The sequence below is a fragment of the Microbacterium sp. NPDC055910 genome, from assembly GCF_042271185.1.
Lineage (GTDB): Bacteria > Actinomycetota > Actinomycetes > Actinomycetales > Microbacteriaceae > Microbacterium.
Genome location: NZ_JBHJZS010000009.1, coordinates 75,166 through 91,610 on the forward strand (window position 1 = coordinate 75,166; position 16,445 = coordinate 91,610).

General features: G+C 66.1%; 15 protein-coding genes. 10 read left to right on the forward strand and 5 right to left on the reverse strand.

All coding sequences use genetic code 11. From position 1 onward, the window contains the following. The first annotated feature begins 61 nt into the window (after positions 1-61). The 9 genes from ACFC3F_RS06425 (at position 62) to ACFC3F_RS06465 (ending at position 8,965) form a co-directional block, all read left to right on the forward strand. Complete coding sequence (locus tag ACFC3F_RS06425) at positions 62-1,090, forward strand: BMP family protein (RefSeq protein ID WP_376127750.1); 1,029 nt, start codon at positions 62-64, stop codon at positions 1,088-1,090. Beyond that, positions 1,083-2,636, forward strand: coding sequence for an ABC transporter ATP-binding protein (locus ACFC3F_RS06430; RefSeq protein WP_376127751.1), 1,554 nt, complete (start codon positions 1,083-1,085; stop codon positions 2,634-2,636). The genes ACFC3F_RS06425 and ACFC3F_RS06430 overlap by 8 nt, the downstream gene beginning before the upstream one ends. Beyond that, positions 2,633-3,733, forward strand: a complete 1,101-nt coding sequence (locus ACFC3F_RS06435) for an ABC transporter permease (RefSeq protein ID WP_376127752.1) — start codon at positions 2,633-2,635, stop codon at positions 3,731-3,733. The genes ACFC3F_RS06430 and ACFC3F_RS06435 overlap by 4 nt, the downstream gene beginning before the upstream one ends. Before the next feature lie 2 nt (positions 3,734-3,735). Next, positions 3,736-4,659 carry an ABC transporter permease gene (locus ACFC3F_RS06440; protein WP_376127754.1) on the forward strand — a complete coding sequence of 308 codons (924 nt, stop codon included), beginning with the start codon at positions 3,736-3,738 and terminating at the stop codon, positions 4,657-4,659. Continuing rightward, positions 4,659-5,099 carry a hypothetical protein gene (locus ACFC3F_RS06445; RefSeq protein WP_376127756.1) on the forward strand — a complete coding sequence of 147 codons (441 nt, stop codon included), beginning with the start codon at positions 4,659-4,661 and terminating at the stop codon, positions 5,097-5,099. Before ACFC3F_RS06440 ends, ACFC3F_RS06445 begins: the two co-directional genes overlap by 1 nt. Beyond that, on the forward strand, positions 5,080-5,565 hold the full coding sequence (locus ACFC3F_RS06450) for a VOC family protein (RefSeq protein WP_376127757.1): 486 nt from the start codon (positions 5,080-5,082) through the stop codon (positions 5,563-5,565). Before ACFC3F_RS06445 ends, ACFC3F_RS06450 begins: the two co-directional genes overlap by 20 nt. Continuing rightward, complete coding sequence (locus tag ACFC3F_RS06455; protein WP_376127759.1) at positions 5,562-6,740, forward strand: fumarylacetoacetate hydrolase family protein; 1,179 nt, start codon at positions 5,562-5,564, stop codon at positions 6,738-6,740. Before ACFC3F_RS06450 ends, ACFC3F_RS06455 begins: the two co-directional genes overlap by 4 nt. Before the next feature lie 43 nt (positions 6,741-6,783). Beyond that, complete coding sequence (locus ACFC3F_RS06460) at positions 6,784-8,142, forward strand: NAD-dependent succinate-semialdehyde dehydrogenase (RefSeq protein WP_376127760.1); 1,359 nt, start codon at positions 6,784-6,786, stop codon at positions 8,140-8,142. Between the two features lie 232 nt (positions 8,143-8,374). Continuing rightward, on the forward strand, positions 8,375-8,965 hold the full coding sequence (locus ACFC3F_RS06465) for a hypothetical protein (protein WP_376127761.1): 591 nt from the start codon (positions 8,375-8,377) through the stop codon (positions 8,963-8,965). A 295-nt stretch (positions 8,966-9,260) separates the two neighbouring features. On the opposite strand, the gene ACFC3F_RS06470 is transcribed toward ACFC3F_RS06465, so the two are convergent. From ACFC3F_RS06470 to ACFC3F_RS06490, 5 genes are all read right to left on the reverse strand, one after another. After that, the gene (locus ACFC3F_RS06470; protein ID WP_376127763.1) at positions 9,261-11,999 is read right to left on the reverse strand and encodes a lanthionine synthetase LanC family protein; all 2,739 of its coding nucleotides are present in this window, start codon (positions 11,997-11,999) and stop codon (positions 9,261-9,263) included. Continuing rightward, positions 12,000-12,275 (reverse strand): hypothetical protein, encoded by a 276-nt coding sequence (locus ACFC3F_RS06475; protein WP_376127765.1) that lies wholly within the window; start codon positions 12,273-12,275, stop codon positions 12,000-12,002. A gap of 309 nt (positions 12,276-12,584) precedes the next feature. Then, positions 12,585-12,869 (reverse strand): DUF421 domain-containing protein, encoded by a 285-nt coding sequence (locus tag ACFC3F_RS06480; RefSeq protein ID WP_376127766.1) that lies wholly within the window; start codon positions 12,867-12,869, stop codon positions 12,585-12,587. Then, positions 12,785-13,135: a hypothetical protein gene (locus ACFC3F_RS06485; protein WP_376127780.1), complete on the reverse strand. Its 351-nt coding sequence runs from the start codon at positions 13,133-13,135 to the stop codon at positions 12,785-12,787. The genes ACFC3F_RS06480 and ACFC3F_RS06485 overlap by 85 nt, the downstream gene beginning before the upstream one ends. 412 nt (positions 13,136-13,547) lie before the next feature. After that, complete coding sequence (locus tag ACFC3F_RS06490; RefSeq protein ID WP_376127768.1) at positions 13,548-15,281, reverse strand: AMP-binding protein; 1,734 nt, start codon at positions 15,279-15,281, stop codon at positions 13,548-13,550. 129 nt (positions 15,282-15,410) lie between these two features. Between ACFC3F_RS06490 and ACFC3F_RS06495 the strand changes: the two genes are divergently transcribed. Continuing rightward, positions 15,411-16,247: a response regulator transcription factor gene (locus ACFC3F_RS06495; RefSeq protein ID WP_376127770.1), complete on the forward strand. Its 837-nt coding sequence runs from the start codon at positions 15,411-15,413 to the stop codon at positions 16,245-16,247. Positions 16,248-16,445: the final 198 nt, after the last annotated feature.

Genomic DNA, 16,445 nt, shown 5'->3' on the forward strand with positions numbered 1-16,445 from the left:
AGAAGCCTAGGCTGCTCGGTTTCGAGAACCCGTTCTTCACAACCCAATGGAGGGAAATCCTGTGATCACCAACGCTTCGCGCATCGGAACCCGATCGCTCGCCACGCTCACACTCGTCGGTGCTGCGACGCTCGTCCTCGCCGGCTGTGGGGGCCAGGCGCCCAATACGTCCGGACAGGGTGGCGCAGAGGATGCGCTCAACGTCGGGATCTTCGTCGACAACGCCTTCGGTGACGGTGACTTCTTCGACCAGGCGGCGCTGGCGCAGTCTTCCCTCGAGAGCGACTTCGATGCGCGGGTCACGACGTATGAAGGGCAGCTGCAGGCACAGAATTTCGCACCCCTGCTCCAGGATGCCGCGGACCGAAACGACATCGTCTACGTGCTCGGCTTCGAGGCCATCGACGCAATGATCGACGCGGCTACGGCAAATCCCGAGACCCAGTTCGTCTTCATCGACGGCGACGCGGGAAGCGAGGATGTCGTGTCGGCAGTGTTCCACACTCAGGAAGGCTGTTTCATGGCGGGTGCGCTCGCCGCGACAGTCAACGCCGACAACGGCTCGACGGTTGCCGGCTTCATCGGGGGCGTCAATGCGCCCGTGGTCGAGAACTGTGAGTCGGGCTACACGCAGGGCGTCACGCACGTCGACTCCGCGCAGTCGGTCGCGTCGCAGTATGTCGGCAGCTTCGTCGACCCGTCGAAGGGATCCGAGATCGCCTCGTCGCTGGCGTCGACGCGCGGGGCGTTCGGCATGTTCGCCTACGCCGGACTGTCCGGCTCGGGCGTTTTCGACGCCGCCAAGTCGGGTGTCGACATCGCACCCATCGGCGTGGTGGCAGACAAGTCGTCGCTGGCACCCGGCAAGGTTCCGGGAAGCCTCATCATGGGCGTCGACAGTGTCATCCTCGACCTGACCCAGCAGTACATCGATGGTGCGCTGAACGGCGGAGACGTTGTCGAGTTCGGTTTCGCCGAGGGCGGCTGGGACATGGCCTACGACGAGGCGATCCTCGGAGCTGACAACATCGCTGCGCTCGAGACGTTGCAGGAGTCGATCATCGCGGGCGATGTGACGATCAATGACTGACAAAGCCCCCGTGGCAGCCCCGGTCCTGGAGCTGCGCAACATCTCCAAGCGCTTCGGCGACGTGCTCGCCAACGATCGGGTCGACCTCACGCTCTATGCCGGCGAGATCCACGCGCTCGTCGGAGAGAACGGTGCCGGAAAGACGACGCTCATGCGCATCCTCTTCGGGATGTATCGCGCTGACACGGGCGCTGTGCGACTCAAGGGCAAAGAGGTTGCCTTCCATCGCCCGAGCGACGCGATCCGTGCCGGGGTCGGCATGGTGCACCAGCACTTCATGCTCGTGCCGTCGTTCACGGTCGCCGAGAACGTGGTCCTCGGCGCGGAGCCATCGCGCGGTGGCGGATACAGCGCCCGAGCGGCGGCCGAGGCGATCGCCCCCGTCGCGAAGCGTCTGGGGGTCACCGTCGATCCGCAGGCAATCGTCGGAGACCTGAGTGTGGCGACGCAGCAGAAGCTCGAGATCATGAAGGTGCTCTACCGCGGAGCACAGATCATCGTCCTCGATGAGCCGACCGCCGTCCTCACCCCCGCCGAGACGACCGAACTGTTCGCGCTGCTGCGGCGGCTGGCATCCGAAGAGAATGCGGCGATCGTCTTCATCTCACACAAGCTGCGCGAGGTGTTCGAGGTCGCCGATCGGATCACCGTGCTGCGGCAGGGCCGGACCGTCGAGTCCTTCCTCGCGGCCGAGACCGACACGGAACAGGTCGTGGCGGCGATGACGGGACGCAGCGATGTGAACCTCGGTCGCGTTCAACGCGTGCACCACATCGCAGAGACCCCCGTGCTCGATGTCAGCGGGCTCACGACCGAGAAGGCCACGCACGACGCGGCCCTTGAAGACGTGAGCTTCACGGTCCGTCCGGGTGAAATCGTGGGCATCGCCGGTGTCGAAGGCAACGGCCAGACCGCGCTCGCCGAGGCGCTCGTCGGTGCGATCCAGCCCGCCGGTGGACACATCCTGCTCGACGGGACCGAGCTCACCGGACTCTCCCTCGCGCGTCGACGCGATCGAGGGATCGCCTTCGTGCCCGAAGACCGCCAGCGTGAGGGGATCCCGATGAATGGATCCGTCCTCGAAGGGCTCGCAGCGGGCAAGATCCGCCGTGTCCTGCGCGGGCCGTGGCTCGTGAACGCATTGCCCAAGAGCACCCGCGAATGGGCCAAGGAGATGGTGGATCGCCACCGGATCCGCACTGCGTCGATCGACACGCGATGCGCGTATCTCTCGGGCGGAAACCAACAGAAGATCGTGATCGCGCGCGAGCTGGAAGAGAGTCCGAAGCTGCTCGTTCTTGCTCAGCCGACGCGCGGGGTCGACCTCGGGGCGATCGATTTCATCTACTCCCGCATCGTCGAGGCCGCGGCCAATGGATGCGCCGTTCTGCTCATCTCAGCGGACCTCGACGAACTGCTTCGGCTGAGCGATCGCATCCTCGTGATGTACGACGGACGCATCGCCGCCGAGGAAGAGGCGACCACCACTTCCCGTGAACAACTCGGGGTGCACATGGTCGGACTCGGAATCAGGGGTGAATCATGACGGCCACGACGACGTCCATCATCATCGCGCAGTCCAAGCGCGCCACGGCTCACACGCTCCGCTCGGTGCGCAACGGAGCATTCGTGCTCGTCATCGCTGTCGTCGCAGCTGTCGTGCTTATCCAAGCCCAGGGGTACGCCGCTCTGCCGACGATCGCGGCGGGCTTCGACTACTCGCTCGGCTCGCTGAACGCCGTGGCGCGCACATTCGCGTGGGGGCTTCCTCTCGTGGTCGCGGCCCTCGGTGTCTCGCTGGCCTTCCGGTCGGGCATGTTCAACCTGGGTGCCGAAGGTCAGGTGTTCGCCGGTGCTATGGCCGCAGCCCTCGTGGGCGCCTACATCGGGCCGATGTTCTCCCCGCTCCACCTCGCCCTCACCACCCTCGCCGCGGCAGTCGCCGGCGGTCTCATCGCCGGCGGACTCGGCTGGCTGCGGGCGAAGTGGAACGTGGACGAGGTCGTCTCGAGCCTGCTGTCCAACTACATCGTGATCCTGTTCTGTGCGTACCTCGTAACCGGTCCTTTGCGCGATCCCTCGCGCCAGAGCGGCACGACCGAGCGCGTGCACGACACGGCGATGTTCTCCGAGCTGATCCCGCGCACGGGGCTGACATGGGGCGTGATCGTCGTGCTCGCCATCGCTGTTTTCGCCTGGTGGCTGAGCGAACGCAGCGTGACCGGCTACCGCTGGCGCATGACGGGAAACGCCCCCGGCTTCGCCGCAGCGTCGGGAGTGAGTACGGTCCGATCGCAGATCCGCTCCATGGTGATGAGCGGCGCGCTCGCCGCCGTCGCTGGCTCCATGCTGGTCACCGCGTCTCAGGGACGCTACTGGACCGAGATCGGCGCTGGCATCGGATGGGATGCCGTACTCATCGCCCTCGTCGCCCGAGCTCGCCCGATCCCGACGATCATCTGGGTCGGCATCTACAGCATCATGCGTTCGACGGCACGCGGGATAGAGCAGGTCTCGCTCGTTCCGTCCGAGCTCTCCAGTGTGCTGATCGCCATCATCATCATCGTCGTCGCGGCGCGTGCGGGGCTGTTCGCCCGGGTCTCCGACCTGTTCACGCGTCTGACGACGCGAAAGGAGCGTTGAGCATGGAGATCCTGGACGCGTTCCTGTCCTCCGGTGTCCGGTTCGTCACGCCGATCCTGCTCGCAGCACTCGGGTGCCTTCTGACCTCATGGACGAAGGACCTGAACGTCGGGCTCGAAGGCGCCATGCTCTTCGGCGCGTTCTTCGGTGTCGTGATCGGTTTGGCGACAGGCGATGCCCTCCTCGCCGTGACGCTCACGGTGCTGCTCGGCGCGGTTGCCGGAGCTTTGTTCGGAATCCTCGTGTCGGTCTTCAAGGTCAATGTGTTCGTGGCCGGCATCGTGCTGAACATCTTCGCCGCGGGCGCGACCGTCTACATGCTGCGCAGCTTCTATGGAGTGAAGGGGACGCTGAGTGACACGGCCATCCCGTCGCTGGCGAAGATCACGGTTCCCGGTCTCGACGGCGTGCCGATCGTGGGTGCCATCCTGTCCGGGCACACGGTGCTGACCTATATCAGCTGGGTCATCGTGATCGGCCTCGCCCTGGCGGCCCGCTATACGATCATCGCGCGCCATCTCAAGGCCGCGGGCGAGCACCCGGAGGCGCTTGAGTCTGCGGGAGGCAACGTCACCCTCATGCGCGTCCTCGCACAGGTCTGGTGCTTCATGCTGTGCGCGCTCGCGGGGGTGCAGCTGAGCATGGGCCAGCTGTCGCTATTCACCGAGGGGATGACGAGTGGGCTGGGCTTCGTCGCGCTGGCGGCGGTGATCTTCTGCCGCGGCCGGGTCGGCCTGCTCACGCTCATGTGCGTGCTCTTCGGGATGGCCACGGCCACCTCGATTCTCGTTGACGAATCGATCATGCCTCCGCAGTTCGCACAGATGCTGCCCTACGTGGTGGCGTTCATCGGACTCGTCGTGCTCGCCAGGACGTCCAAGTCGGGTGGCATGCGCATCGCCACCCCCAAGCTCGAGGAGGCATGATGACCCGTGTCCCAGACGCATCTGAGGTCGAATTGTACGACGCGGCCAAACAGTTGCTCATTGCCCGGCACGACCCCGACATCCACCAGGTCGCTGCCGCTGTGCGCGCCGACGACGGCAACGTCTACCTCGGTCTGCACATCGGGTCCCGGCGTGTCAACGTGTGCGCCGAATCATCGGCGATCGCGAACGCCGAGATGGCGGGCGCGGGTGACCTGCGCACCATGGTGGCGGTCTGCAAGAACGACGCCGGCGACATCGTCGTCACCAACCCGTGCGGCGTGTGCCGTGAGCTGATGGGCACCTACGCGCCGAACGCCGACGTCATGGTCGATGACCGCGGTGACGTCGTGATGGTCGGTGCGGATGCCCTGATGCCGACCCGCTGGATGTTCCCCCACGAGAACGATTGGACCCCCCATGAGCCTGCTGGCCAATAGCGGTGGCGCGCACCGCCGCCCGACCATCACCGACATCTGCCTGATCACCCCCGATCTTGACGGAAGCATCGCCTTCTATGTCGAGACGCTCGGGTTCACGCTGCGTAGCCGCATGCCCGGCTTCGCCGACTTCCAGGGACCCGGTGTGATTCTCGCCCTGTGGGAAAGTGGCCAGCTCGAGAAGACCACGGGTGTCCCAGGGCACGCTGCCGCCGGGCCCGGACGCACAGTCATGCTGGCCTGCGAGGTGGAATCGCCAGCCGAGATCGACCGCATCTACGAGGAGTACCGCGGTCGGGGCGTGCACTTCTCGGCCGAGCCCCGCGACTATCCATGGAACGCCCGGTGCATCTACTTTGACGGCCCCAACGGAGAGTTCTGGGAGTTCTTCGCGTGGTATGAGGGCGGTGAGCCCGGCATCGTTGACGCCGGGTCGGCCGTCCAAGAGCAGCGAGGTGCGAAATGAGCACTCGACTGCGCGCACATGACGTGCTGCCCGCCGACGCGGACGCCCTCCTTGTCGGGCGCGTCCATTCTGCCGAAGCAGCGGGCGCGAGTCTGGTCGTCGTGGATGGCGACCAGCTCGTCGATATCACCGACCTCGGGCCGACGACGACTGTCCTGTTCGCGGAACCCGATCTTCCCACGCTGCTGCGCAGTGCGCGTTCCGACGCCCGCCGTAAGCGATGGAGTCTCGACTCAGCGCTCGACTTCGACCCGCAGCATCCGACCGCAGCCGACGTGCGGCTCCTCGCTCCCATCGACCTGCAGGTCGTGAAGGCTGCGGGGGTCACCTTTGTCGAGTCGATGCTCGAGCGCGTCATCGAGGAGCGCGCGGGCGGTGATGCTGCCCGTGCCGACAGCATCCGTGACCAGCTCGTTGAAACCATCGGTGGTGCCATCTCGACGATCCGGCCGGGATCCGCTGAGGCTGCGAAGGTGAAGCAGCTGTTGCAGGCGGAGGGGCTGTGGTCGCAGTACCTCGAGGTCGGCATCGGCCCCGACCCGGAAATCTTCACGAAAGCGCCCGTCCTATCGGCGATCGGCTCCGGCCATGCCGTCGGGGTCCACGCCGAATCGACGTGGAACAACCCGGAGCCCGAAGTCGTGCTCGTCGTGCGCGGTGACGGTGTGGCGATCGGTGCGGCCCTGGGCAACGACGTAAACCTGCGCGATTTCGAGGGTCGCAGCGCGCTTCTACTCACCGAGGCGAAGGACAACAACGCTTCGTGCGCGATCGGTCCCTTCGTCCGCGTCTTCGATGAACAGTTCGACATGGATACCGTGCGCGGTCTCGACGTCCGACTGAGAGTCGACGGACCTGACGGGTTCGTGCTCGACGGATACAGCTCGATGCGCAACATTAGCCGTGACCCGGAGAGTCTGATCCAGCACGCATGGGGCGACCATCACCAGTACCCTGACGGCTTCGTGCTGTTCACGGGAACGCTGTTCGCCCCCACACAGGATCGACACGCGCCCGGTGCCGGGTTCACGCACGAGCTGGGCGACGTCGTCAGTATCTCGAACCCGTCGCTTGGAACTCTGGTGAACACCGTCATGCATGCCCAGAACGCTCCGCGATGGGAGATCGGCATCTGGGAGTTCGTGTCCAATCTGCGCAAGCGCGAGTTGCTGTAGTCGCGCCCGCACCGCCGAAACCACATCGACCAAGGAGACTGACATGTATAGAGTTGTGAACCCCGCGACCGGGGAGACGCTGAGCGAGTACCCCACCTTGAGTGACGCAGAGCTCGACAACGAGATCGAGACGGCAGCGGACGCGTTCCGCTCCTGGCGCGAACTCACAGTCGCCGAACGCGCCGCTATCACGCGGCGCGTGGCCGAGGTGTTCGCCGCGCGCAGCGACGAGCTCGTGCGAACCATGACGCGGGAGATGGGCAAGCGTCCTACGGAAGGCCGCGGCGAGATCGAGACCGTCGTGTCGATCTTTACCTATTACGCCGACAGGGCCGACGATCTCCTTGCCGACGAGGAGTTGGAGATCGTCGGCGGGAAGGCGACGATCCGACGCCTCCCGACGGGCGTCATCCTCGGCATCATGCCGTGGAACTACCCCGCCTACCAGGTCGCCCGTTTCGTCGCGCCCAACCTCGTGCTGGGAAACACGATGGTGCTCAAGCACGCATCCAACTGCCCCGAGACGGCGCTCGCGATCGCGGACGTCCTGCGTGAGGCGGGCGTTCCTGAGGGCGCTTATCGGAACGTCTTCATCGATACGTCACAGGTGGAGCGGGTCATCGCCCACCCGGCGGTGCAGGGTGTCTCGCTGACCGGAAGCGAGCGCGCGGGCAGGGCCGTCGCCGAGGCCGCGGGGCGACACCTCAAAAAGGTCGTACTCGAGCTGGGCGGCTCGGATCCCCTCGTCGTGCTCGATACCGACAGCGTCGCTGACACGGCGGCCACGATCGTCGAGTCGCGTCTGAGCAACGCCGGCCAGGCGTGCAACGCGCCCAAGCGCGTCATCGTGCTCGACGAGCTCTACGACGAGATGCTCACTTCGGTCGTCGCCCAGGTCGAGCGGTACACGGTCGGTGACCCCGACGATCCCGCCACGATGCTCGCGCCGCTATCCTCGCGGAAAGCAGCGGAGGACGTCGTCGCTCAGGTGCGGCAGGCCGTAGAAGACGGCGCCACACTGCACACCGGTGGTGATCTGATTGACGGTGCGAGCGCGATGATGACACCAGCAGTGCTTACCGGCGTTGAGCCTGGCACCGCTGCGTACGCCGAGGAGATCTTCGGGCCCGTCTTCGTTCTGTTCTCGGCCGTGAACGTCGAGGAAGCCATCGACCTCGCCAACGACACCGGCTTCGGACTCGGCTCGAGCGTGTTCAGCAACGACCGTGACCGTGCGCGCGAAGTGGGCTCGCGCATCGACGCGGGAATGGTGTACGTCAACCAAGCCGGCGGATCTCAAGCAGATCTGCCGTTCGGTGGAATTAAGCGAAGCGGCTTCGGCCGCGAGCTCGGCCCCTACGGTATCGACGAGTTCGCGAATAAGATGACGATCCGTCACTGACGATCCGACTCTGAGGGAGTGCGCCATCGCCGTTCGTGCACGGCGGTGGCGCACCGATCGCTGACGGGGCGGGCCGGGCGTCTATCTAGAACGTCGGTGCTTCGCTAACACACCGATAACGGCCACCGTCCATACGTTCCGAGCGCGGTCGCCCTGGGAATTCCGTGGGTATGCGCGGGAGACGGCGGGACGCGGGCGTAGCGTCGCTCGGACCGAGATGAAGGAGCAGGCCATGTCCATTCGCACTCGATCCGCCGCAGCATTCGTCGCCGTAATTCTTGCCGTCTCGCTCACCGCGTGCGCGACACCGGCCACGACAGGGCCGACCGATCCGGTGGGCATCAGCGCGACGCCGACGGCATCCTCGCCGGCCGCAACGGCAGGCCCCGATGAGATCGAAGGAATTCGCGTCGGCGAGCCGTTCTCCTCGGCGACTGCGGCGATCCCCGAATTTGCGACGACACCCGGGTGTGAATGGGTCGGCTCGGCGCCCCGCGACGGATACAGCCTGGTGGTCCAGCGCGAAACCGATGGCGACGATGACGCGCCGGTCGTTCTGGTCGCGGTGTCCGCCCCCTCCGATGAAGCCGCGGCCGCGGGCCCGATCACGCCTGAGGGGATCGGAATCGGCTCGAGCGTCGAGGATGCGCGCGCGGCGTACCCGGACGCGGTCGAGATCCCAGGCGTCGGCGACCGTCTCTACCTGAAGGTTCCCGGCGATGCGGGTGCGGCGCTCTTCCTCTCGTACTCGGATGGCGGCGACGTGATCTGGGCTCTCACGGCCACGTCACTGCAGACACCGCCGTACGAACCGTGCGCCTGACCCTGGCGCGCATTCGACTGAGGTCATCAACGGCGGCGCCGACGGCGCTGACGCCGGCGACATTTCCAGGCAAGACTGCGTTTGCCTGCAGCGCCGAAGCGAGCTTCGACGAGATCGCTCGGGCGGCTGTTTGGCCTCCCATTCTCGATCAGAAGGTGCGGTCGCCCTTGACGACGCTGCTCGCGGCCACCGGTAGACGACAGCATCTCGTTTAGGCGCGGACGCTGGTGATCATCGGAGGCGAAGCTCGGTGCGGCTCAGTATGCCGGTGCGCGGTGGGAGAAACCGTCGAGGCTCAGTGTGCCGGTGCGCGGTGGGAGAAACCGTTGAGGCTCAGCTGCCTCGGGCGAGTGTCGGGTTCGGCGAGACGTAGCAGAGTCATCGCGATGCCCGCGTATCCGAGCATGTAGTCGGGGCTCGTCACATTCGGGGTGTCACCGAAGTACAGCACGCCGTGCTCGGTCGCGGAGGCGTACGCATCCAGCAGGCGTCCGACCGCAGCGGCCTCGGTCAGGTAGTTTTCGTTCTTGGTCGACTGGTAAGCGTCCAACAGCAATTCGATAGTCGCCGCGTGCCCGTGGCACTGGGCGGGACCGAGGTGTCGTCCTGAGCTTGCAACTGTGCGCGCCGCGCGTCCGAGCAGTTCCAAAGACCGTGCTCCGATCCCTGCTTTCCCCGCCGATCGGAAGAAGATCGCGATCCCTGCACCACCGTGGCACCACGACCCGGTCATTACACCCGAACCGTCCGCGTGGTCGGGCCAGCGCGTCCCCTGTGACGGGGTGGTCACCGCGAGAGACTCCAGCCGTTCAGCGATCTGACTGGCCGTTTCACGCCACCGCTCTCCGCCTGTCGCATTGTGGAGGTCGATGAGAACGTCGCCGATCCCGGCGTAGCCGTGTGCGTAGCCGGTGCCGATGGGGCCGGCGAGTTTGCCGAAGCCATCTGCCAGGGACCAACTGAGTCGTCCGTGTTCATCGGGTTTCGCATCGTCGAGGAGTCTCGTGCCCGCGAATTCAGCGTGTTGCAGGTGGCGGCTGCCACCCACGACCTGGTGAACGAGCAGGTGGAACCTGACGCGTCCGGCTAAGCCGTTGAAAAGGTCGGGTGCTGTTCCGGGCATGCGCGCGACATCATCGCTGATTTCTTCCGCGATTGCGATCAGTCCGAGGTCATCGAGCACCTGTCCGGCTCGCAGGATGGCTGCGCCCCGGCCCGCAAGGCCAACGTAGAGCCCGGCCAGCGGAGCACCGTCGGCGACCGGCGCATACCGCAGCGAGAGCGCAGTTCGGCGGAGCACGTCGCGTGCCTCCTCATCACCGTCGCATGCGTCAACGAGTTCGGCGTAGGCGAGCACTGCGCCGGCACCACCTATGTTGATGTCGCCGGCATCGAACCCGCGAGCCTGCGGATGACGTGTTCGCCAGAAGGTCCGATCGCCGTCGCGGTGAACCGTTGCGTCCATGGCGGAGAAGAGTTCTCGTGCACGGCGCATGGCGTGTTGTTGGGCCGTCTGCCCATCGTTCGCAGTGTCTCGGTGTGCCGCGGTGGCGTTCGCCACGTCATGCCGAAGGGAGTCCAGAGCTTTGGAGATATCGTGCATCGTGGCCGGACGGCTTGCCCGATCCGACCGCAGACAGCGCTCGATCAGCTGAGCCAACAGTGGATGCATGCGCGGGTTCATCAGTAACGGTCGGCGTGCCAGAAGGTCGTTCACATCGGGCGCCTGAGAGGGTTCGGCGCCCGTGGTGAGGAAGTAGAGGAGCGCACCGAAGGAGAAGACGTCGTCCGCGACGCTCGACGATTCGCCGTCTCTTTGCTGGGGCGCCATGTACCCGGGCGTGCCGTAACCTCGACGGTCGGGAGCCGCGTAGCCGACGGGTGCGGCGAGCTCGAAGTCGATCAGACGCGGGCGGTCATCGTTGCCCAGGATCACATTGGACGACTTGAGATCGTGCAAGACCAAGCCGCGCTCATGAATTCCGGCGACCAGCGAGGCGAGTTCGGACGCGATGCCGACCACCCAGTCCTCGTCATATTCGGCGCCTGTTTCATACCGGTCGCTCACAGCGCGCGTGATGGTGGAGCCGGGGATGTCCTCCAAGGCCAGGAAGAGATCGTCCTTGAACTCGAACAGACCGTACTGCCGTGGGATCCGCGAGTCGTCGGCGAGCTGAGTGAGGATGTTCGATTCGTGGCGTAGCCGATCGCGCGCGTCGAGACCGCTCGACTCGATCACCCCGCCGCGTCGGGCGTGTTTCAGCACGACTGTCTGCCGCGTGTGCAGATCGAGCGCGAGATGCACGGCACCCCGCGCACTCGTGTGCAGCGGCGCCCCCACGACGACGAAGCGTCCAGCGACGAGTGCGGGGGAATCGCCGGAGTCGCGGTCGCCTGATACGTCGTCGTCGTCGCCCTCGAGCGTGGCGAGCGGATCGGAGACCCAATCGGGACGCGAGAAGCGCGACCCTCGCTCGTCCGGGACGGGAACGCCGTCGGGCCCGAGGAGAGCGGGCAGGTACTCGCCGAGCGGGGTTTGCAGCCACCGTGCGCGAAACGAACCGTAGCGGTAATAGACGATGCTGCCGGGTCGTACCGGGCGATCGGAGGAGATGACCGGGCCGTGAAGATGCGACGTCGCAGCATCCACCTCCCGCGCCAGCGTGACGAAACCATCGTCGCTCGGCGGATACACCGTGATGAATTTTCCGACCTGGCTGAAGTTCTCGCCGTGACCCTGATTGAGTATTCCGAGAAGCTCGTGTGAGCGCAGCACCTTGAAGGCGCAGTCGTGAGAGAGCAAGACGGGCAGTGCTGATTCGAGCACGGCGTCGGCTGTCAGCGGCGAGGCCGACAGGTGGATCTTCCAACCTTGCTCCGGCACCGAGGTGTTCGAGGAGACACGGATCCAGTCGTCAGCATGCGCGAGAGACCACCGATCCGACGCACGTCGGACGGCGGCCTCGAGCGTCGTTATCACGGACGGCCGAGGAGCCACCTCGATTTCGTCCGACGGTGCGGGGGCGCCTGGCACCTAGTGGATGGAGACGAAGCACGTGCCGGGACACATGCTGATGGTGAACCAGCAGGTCCCGTCGCAGCACTGGTGCCGCCGAGCTTCCGTTTCCTGCAGACTTGCGTCGTAGTTGAGTACGGCGTCGACCGAGGCCGGCGGAATCCCCACCCCCGTGAGAACCGACGTCGGCTCCTCCTTGAACATGCGGGCAAGCTCTGGGTCCGCATTCACCTTGGCGTTGAGTTCCGCGATCGCCTCGCGTACCTCATCTGGCATCATCGTCAGCGTTGACATCGTCGTTCCCTCCGCGATCCTCTCGGACCGATTGGTTAGCATACAACCACACTCCCGGTCGGCGCGCACCGCTTTCGTCGCGGCATTCTGGTTGCATGAGTGACTGACCGTGCCGCGCACCGTGGGGGTCTTTCGCCTCCCGACCGACTGGCGCCGGGGTGCTTTCGCTCACTTGCTCTCGGCCGAGTACTCGGCGAAATGATCGTGGCCGGGCCGTTGGCGCACTACTCAGCAGTCGACGAGCGAGGCTGCCGCCGCGCGCGGTGACGGCCAGTAGTGCGAGCGTTTGAGCTCGCCCGCGCGTGTGAATCACGGAGCCTGCGGCTCGATCGGCTGATCGGGCTCCGCCCCGTCGCGACGGATGATGCTGATCTCGCCGTTCGGTTCGATGAAGGCCCGGCGCACGTCGTTCATATCCTCGATGCCGTGCAGTCGCAGCTGGCTCCTCAGCTCTTCCAGCGATAAGAACTCCCGCCGCATCGCTCGGCGATTGGGTCGCCCGTTCTCGATCAGAAGGTGCGGTTTGCCCTTGATGATGATCGCCGCCCGCGGCCATCGGTAGGCGACGGCGTCGAGAGCGATGCTCCAGCCCATGATCGTCGCGACCAGGATGATCCCATCGGTGATCGAGGACGCGTCCCGATGAGACCGGGTGCGGCCGCTTGGGCGATCAGGACGATGACCAGCAGATCGGTGACGCCCAGCCCGCCGGACTCGCGCTGGCCGAGGAATCGCTCCAACGCGAGCAGCACGAGGAAGGTGACGGTACCGCGCAGCACCAGTTCGACGAGCGGCAGGCTCGGCAAGAACATCGCTTCCCAGTCGAACATGCCGCCTCCCGAAGGATTCAGCGCGCCCACTCGCGCAGACTTGCGTTCAGGTTAGTCGGACACCCCGGTGTCAGAGCGACTCCCAGAGTGTCGAGCGCCCGTGACGACCGCGGTGCGCGCATCGGGGATGCCGCCGGCCGCTGCCGCCATGACCTCAGGTGACCACTCGCCATCGCGAGAAGGGCCGGCGCCCGGACGCGCGACAGGTGGTGTGCGGCATCCGTTCAGTTGATGATGAAAGACGTCACGGTCCGTGCGGGAGCGGGGGGAGCGACGCCCGTCATCGCGGCGTTGCGCTGATTCACCTTCGTCAGTCGGGCGTCGTGCACGGCGTGCCGCAGGTGCGCGATCGGTCCGAGCCGGGACAGCGCTACGCGCGGCGCAGCCCTGACGCTCGACGAGCTCGTTCAGATGACCGTGGGTCTGCCCTGACGCCCGCGCCTCACGAACGGCGGGCCGCGAGCGGAGTCTTCTTCGCGGATGCCGCGCGAATGTGGTCGTCACGCCACTCGTGTGCGACCTCCTCACCGCGCGCGATCCGCTCTTCGCGCTGGCGCAGGTCGACGCGGCGGATCTTGCCCGAGATCGTCTTGGGCAGCTCGAAGAACTCGATGCGTCGGATGCGCTGGTACGCCGAGAGGTGGTCTCGCGCGTAGACGAGGATCGCGTCGGCCGTTTCGGCGGTGGGTTCGACGCCGTCGGCCAGCACGACGTAGGCCTTCGGCACCGCGAGCCGCAGTTCGTCGGGAGCAGGGACGATCGCCGCCTCGACGACGGAGGGGTGCTCAACGAGCACGCTTTCCAGCTCGAACGGACTGATCTTGTAGTCCGACGACTTGAAGATGTCGTCGGTCCGCCCGACATAGGTGAGGTAGCCGTTCTCGTCGCGCACGGCGATGTCGCCGGTGTGGAAGTACCCGCCCGCGAACGCGTCGCTGTTCCGGGCGGCATCCCCGACGTACTCGGTCATCAGGTTGGTCGGCGCTTCACCCGTGTCGACACAGATCTCGCCCTCGTCGGCGGGTTCGCCGGTCACCGGATCGATCAGCACGATCGGGCATCCCGGAAGCGGCCGGCCCATCGCGCCGTCGCGGATCTGCTGGCCGGGGGAGTTGGCGATCACCGCCGTCATCTCGGTCTGGCCGAATCCATCCCGGATCGTGAGTCCCCACTGCGTGCGGACCTGCGCGATCACCTCCGGGTTGAGGGGCTCGCCGGCGGACACCGTCTCGCGGAGAACGCCCGGACCCGCCGAGAGATCGGCCTGGATCAGCATCCGCCACACCGTCGGTGGAGCGCAGAACGACGTGACGCCCTCGACGCGCATCGTCTCGAGCAGCCGCTCGGCGTCGAACCGCCCGTAGTTGTAGACGAAGATCGTCGCCTGCGCGATCCACGGGGCGAAGAAACAGCTCCAGGCGTGCTTGGCCCATCCGGGCGAGCTGATGGCCAGGTGCACGTCGCCCGGTCGCAACCCGAGCCAGTACATCGTCGTGAGATGACCGACCGGGTAGGAACTGTGCGTGTGCTCCACGAGTTTCGGCCGGCTGGTCGTGCCCGACGTGAAGTAGTGCAGCAGGGGGTCGGTCGCCCGCGTACCAGGGTGCGAGACGGGAGCAGCCGGCGCGCGGAAGGCATCTTCATAGGCTGCCCACGTCGCGGGGCCCTCGCCGATCCGGATGCCGGTGACCGCGGTCGCCATGCCGTCGAACTTCGACGCGTGCTCGGCCGCGGCGATGACGTGCGTGACCGAGCCGCGCACGAGACGGTCTTCGAGGTCGCTGCCGCCGATGGCGAGTGTCGTGGGCAGGATCACGGCGCCGATCTTCATGAGCGCCAGCATCGATTCCCACAACTCGACCTGGTTGCCGAGCATCAGCAGAACCGCGTCGCTGCGGGAGACCCCGAGGCCCATCAGCCAATGCGCGAGCTGATCAGAGCGTGACGCCATCTCGTCGAAGGTGCGCGTCGTGCGCTGGCCGTCCTCTTCGACGATCACGAGCGCAGGTGCGTCGTTACCCCGTGCGATCGCGTCGAACCACTCGATCGCCCAGTTGAACTCACCGTCGATCGTGGGCCACGAGAACTCCGAACGCGCGCGGGCGTAATCCTCTCGGAGCGCGACGAGCTGATCTCGAGCCTGCCGGAAGCGCTCGCTGTTGACGGTCGTGGCCATCGGATTCCTCCCCATCGAAGACATGCTGAGACAAGCTTCGCGATCCGTGCACCCGCGCACCATCCCCCAAAGGGGGTGCGTGCCGGGGCGAGGATACAATCGGCGCGACACGGCAAGGAGGGCGGTCGGATGCGCAGACGCGAAGATATGGACGCACTGCGACGAATGCTGCGCGGCATTCGCGTCGCCTCCCGGTTTCCGATCGTCTTCGGAGGCGTCGTACGGGGTGGCGGGCTGCGGCTGACGGAGTTCTCCGGAACGACCACCGACAGCCTGCGTGAACTGGTCGTCGAGCCGGGCAGCGGTGCGGGCGGACGGGCGCTCGCGGGCAAGAGCATCGTCGTTGTCACCGACTACCGTCGTGCGACATCGATCAGCCACGACTATGACGAGCCTGTCCTCGCCGAGGGCATCCGGTCGGTCATGGCGGCGCCGATCGTCGTGAACGGCGCGACGAGGATGGTCGCGTACGCGGCGACGCACCACCCGGTGACGTGGGGGACTCGTGCGCGAGACGACTTCGCCGTCGCTGCGGACGCACTCGCCCGAGAGATCGAGATCCGTGACGAGGCGGACCGCCGCATCACTCTGCTCGAAGCGGCCGCGGCCGAGCGTGATGTCGAGCTCGCTCACGCGGCCCAGGAGGTGTCGGCCGAACTGGACGAGTTGGCGCAGCTCATCACGGACGAGTCCGTCGCGTCACGCGTTATTGCGGCGTCGCGTCGACTCGCGGGTGTACAGCCCGCGTCGAGCACGACGATCCTCACCCGTCGCGAAACCGAAGTGCTCGAGCTCGTCAGCTTGGGTCTGACGTATGCCGACGTGGCGCGGCAGCTGAGCCTTCAGCCGGCGACGGTGAAGACCTACATGAAGAGCACGATCGCCAAGCTCGGTACGAACAGCCGTCACCAGGCGGTGATTCACGCACGCAGGCAGGGACTCCTCGGGGCGGTCGCGGAACGCTGAACGACTCCGTCGCCAGGGTGTGCGACTGCGCGGGTTCGCTGTTGCGGCCGGGTGGGTGTCCGAGCGGATACCTCGCGGCTGTATGCGTGTCGCGGTTCGTCGCCGTTAGAAGGGTGGGGGTTCGGTGGAGGTGAATCCGGTGGGTGTGGTGACTTCGACGGTGCCGTTGTCGCGGGTGCGGTAGGCGAGCTTGGTGCG

What these genes read in the sequence shown, in the direction of transcription:
- ACFC3F_RS06475 (WP_376127765.1), bottom strand. Translation starts at nt 12,275, where the DNA reads ATGTCAACGCTGACGATGATGCCAGATGAGGTACGCGAGGCGATCGCG.
- ACFC3F_RS06480 (WP_376127766.1), bottom strand. Translation starts at nt 12,869, where the DNA reads ATGGGCTGGAGCATCGCTCTCGACGCCGTCGCCTACCGATGGCCGCGG.
- ACFC3F_RS06440 (WP_376127754.1), top strand. Translation starts at nt 3,736, where the DNA reads ATGGAGATCCTGGACGCGTTCCTGTCCTCCGGTGTCCGGTTCGTCACG.
- ACFC3F_RS06465 (WP_376127761.1), top strand. Translation starts at nt 8,375, where the DNA reads ATGTCCATTCGCACTCGATCCGCCGCAGCATTCGTCGCCGTAATTCTT.
- ACFC3F_RS06435 (WP_376127752.1), top strand. Translation starts at nt 2,633, where the DNA reads ATGACGGCCACGACGACGTCCATCATCATCGCGCAGTCCAAGCGCGCC.
- ACFC3F_RS06490 (WP_376127768.1), bottom strand. Translation starts at nt 15,281, where the DNA reads ATGGCCACGACCGTCAACAGCGAGCGCTTCCGGCAGGCTCGAGATCAG.
- ACFC3F_RS06460 (WP_376127760.1), top strand. Translation starts at nt 6,784, where the DNA reads ATGTATAGAGTTGTGAACCCCGCGACCGGGGAGACGCTGAGCGAGTAC.
- ACFC3F_RS06495 (WP_376127770.1), top strand. Translation starts at nt 15,411, where the DNA reads ATGCGCAGACGCGAAGATATGGACGCACTGCGACGAATGCTGCGCGGC.
- ACFC3F_RS06455 (WP_376127759.1), top strand. Translation starts at nt 5,562, where the DNA reads ATGAGCACTCGACTGCGCGCACATGACGTGCTGCCCGCCGACGCGGAC.
- ACFC3F_RS06445 (WP_376127756.1), top strand. Translation starts at nt 4,659, where the DNA reads ATGACCCGTGTCCCAGACGCATCTGAGGTCGAATTGTACGACGCGGCC.
- ACFC3F_RS06450 (WP_376127757.1), top strand. Translation starts at nt 5,080, where the DNA reads ATGAGCCTGCTGGCCAATAGCGGTGGCGCGCACCGCCGCCCGACCATC.
- ACFC3F_RS06430 (WP_376127751.1), top strand. Translation starts at nt 1,083, where the DNA reads ATGACTGACAAAGCCCCCGTGGCAGCCCCGGTCCTGGAGCTGCGCAAC.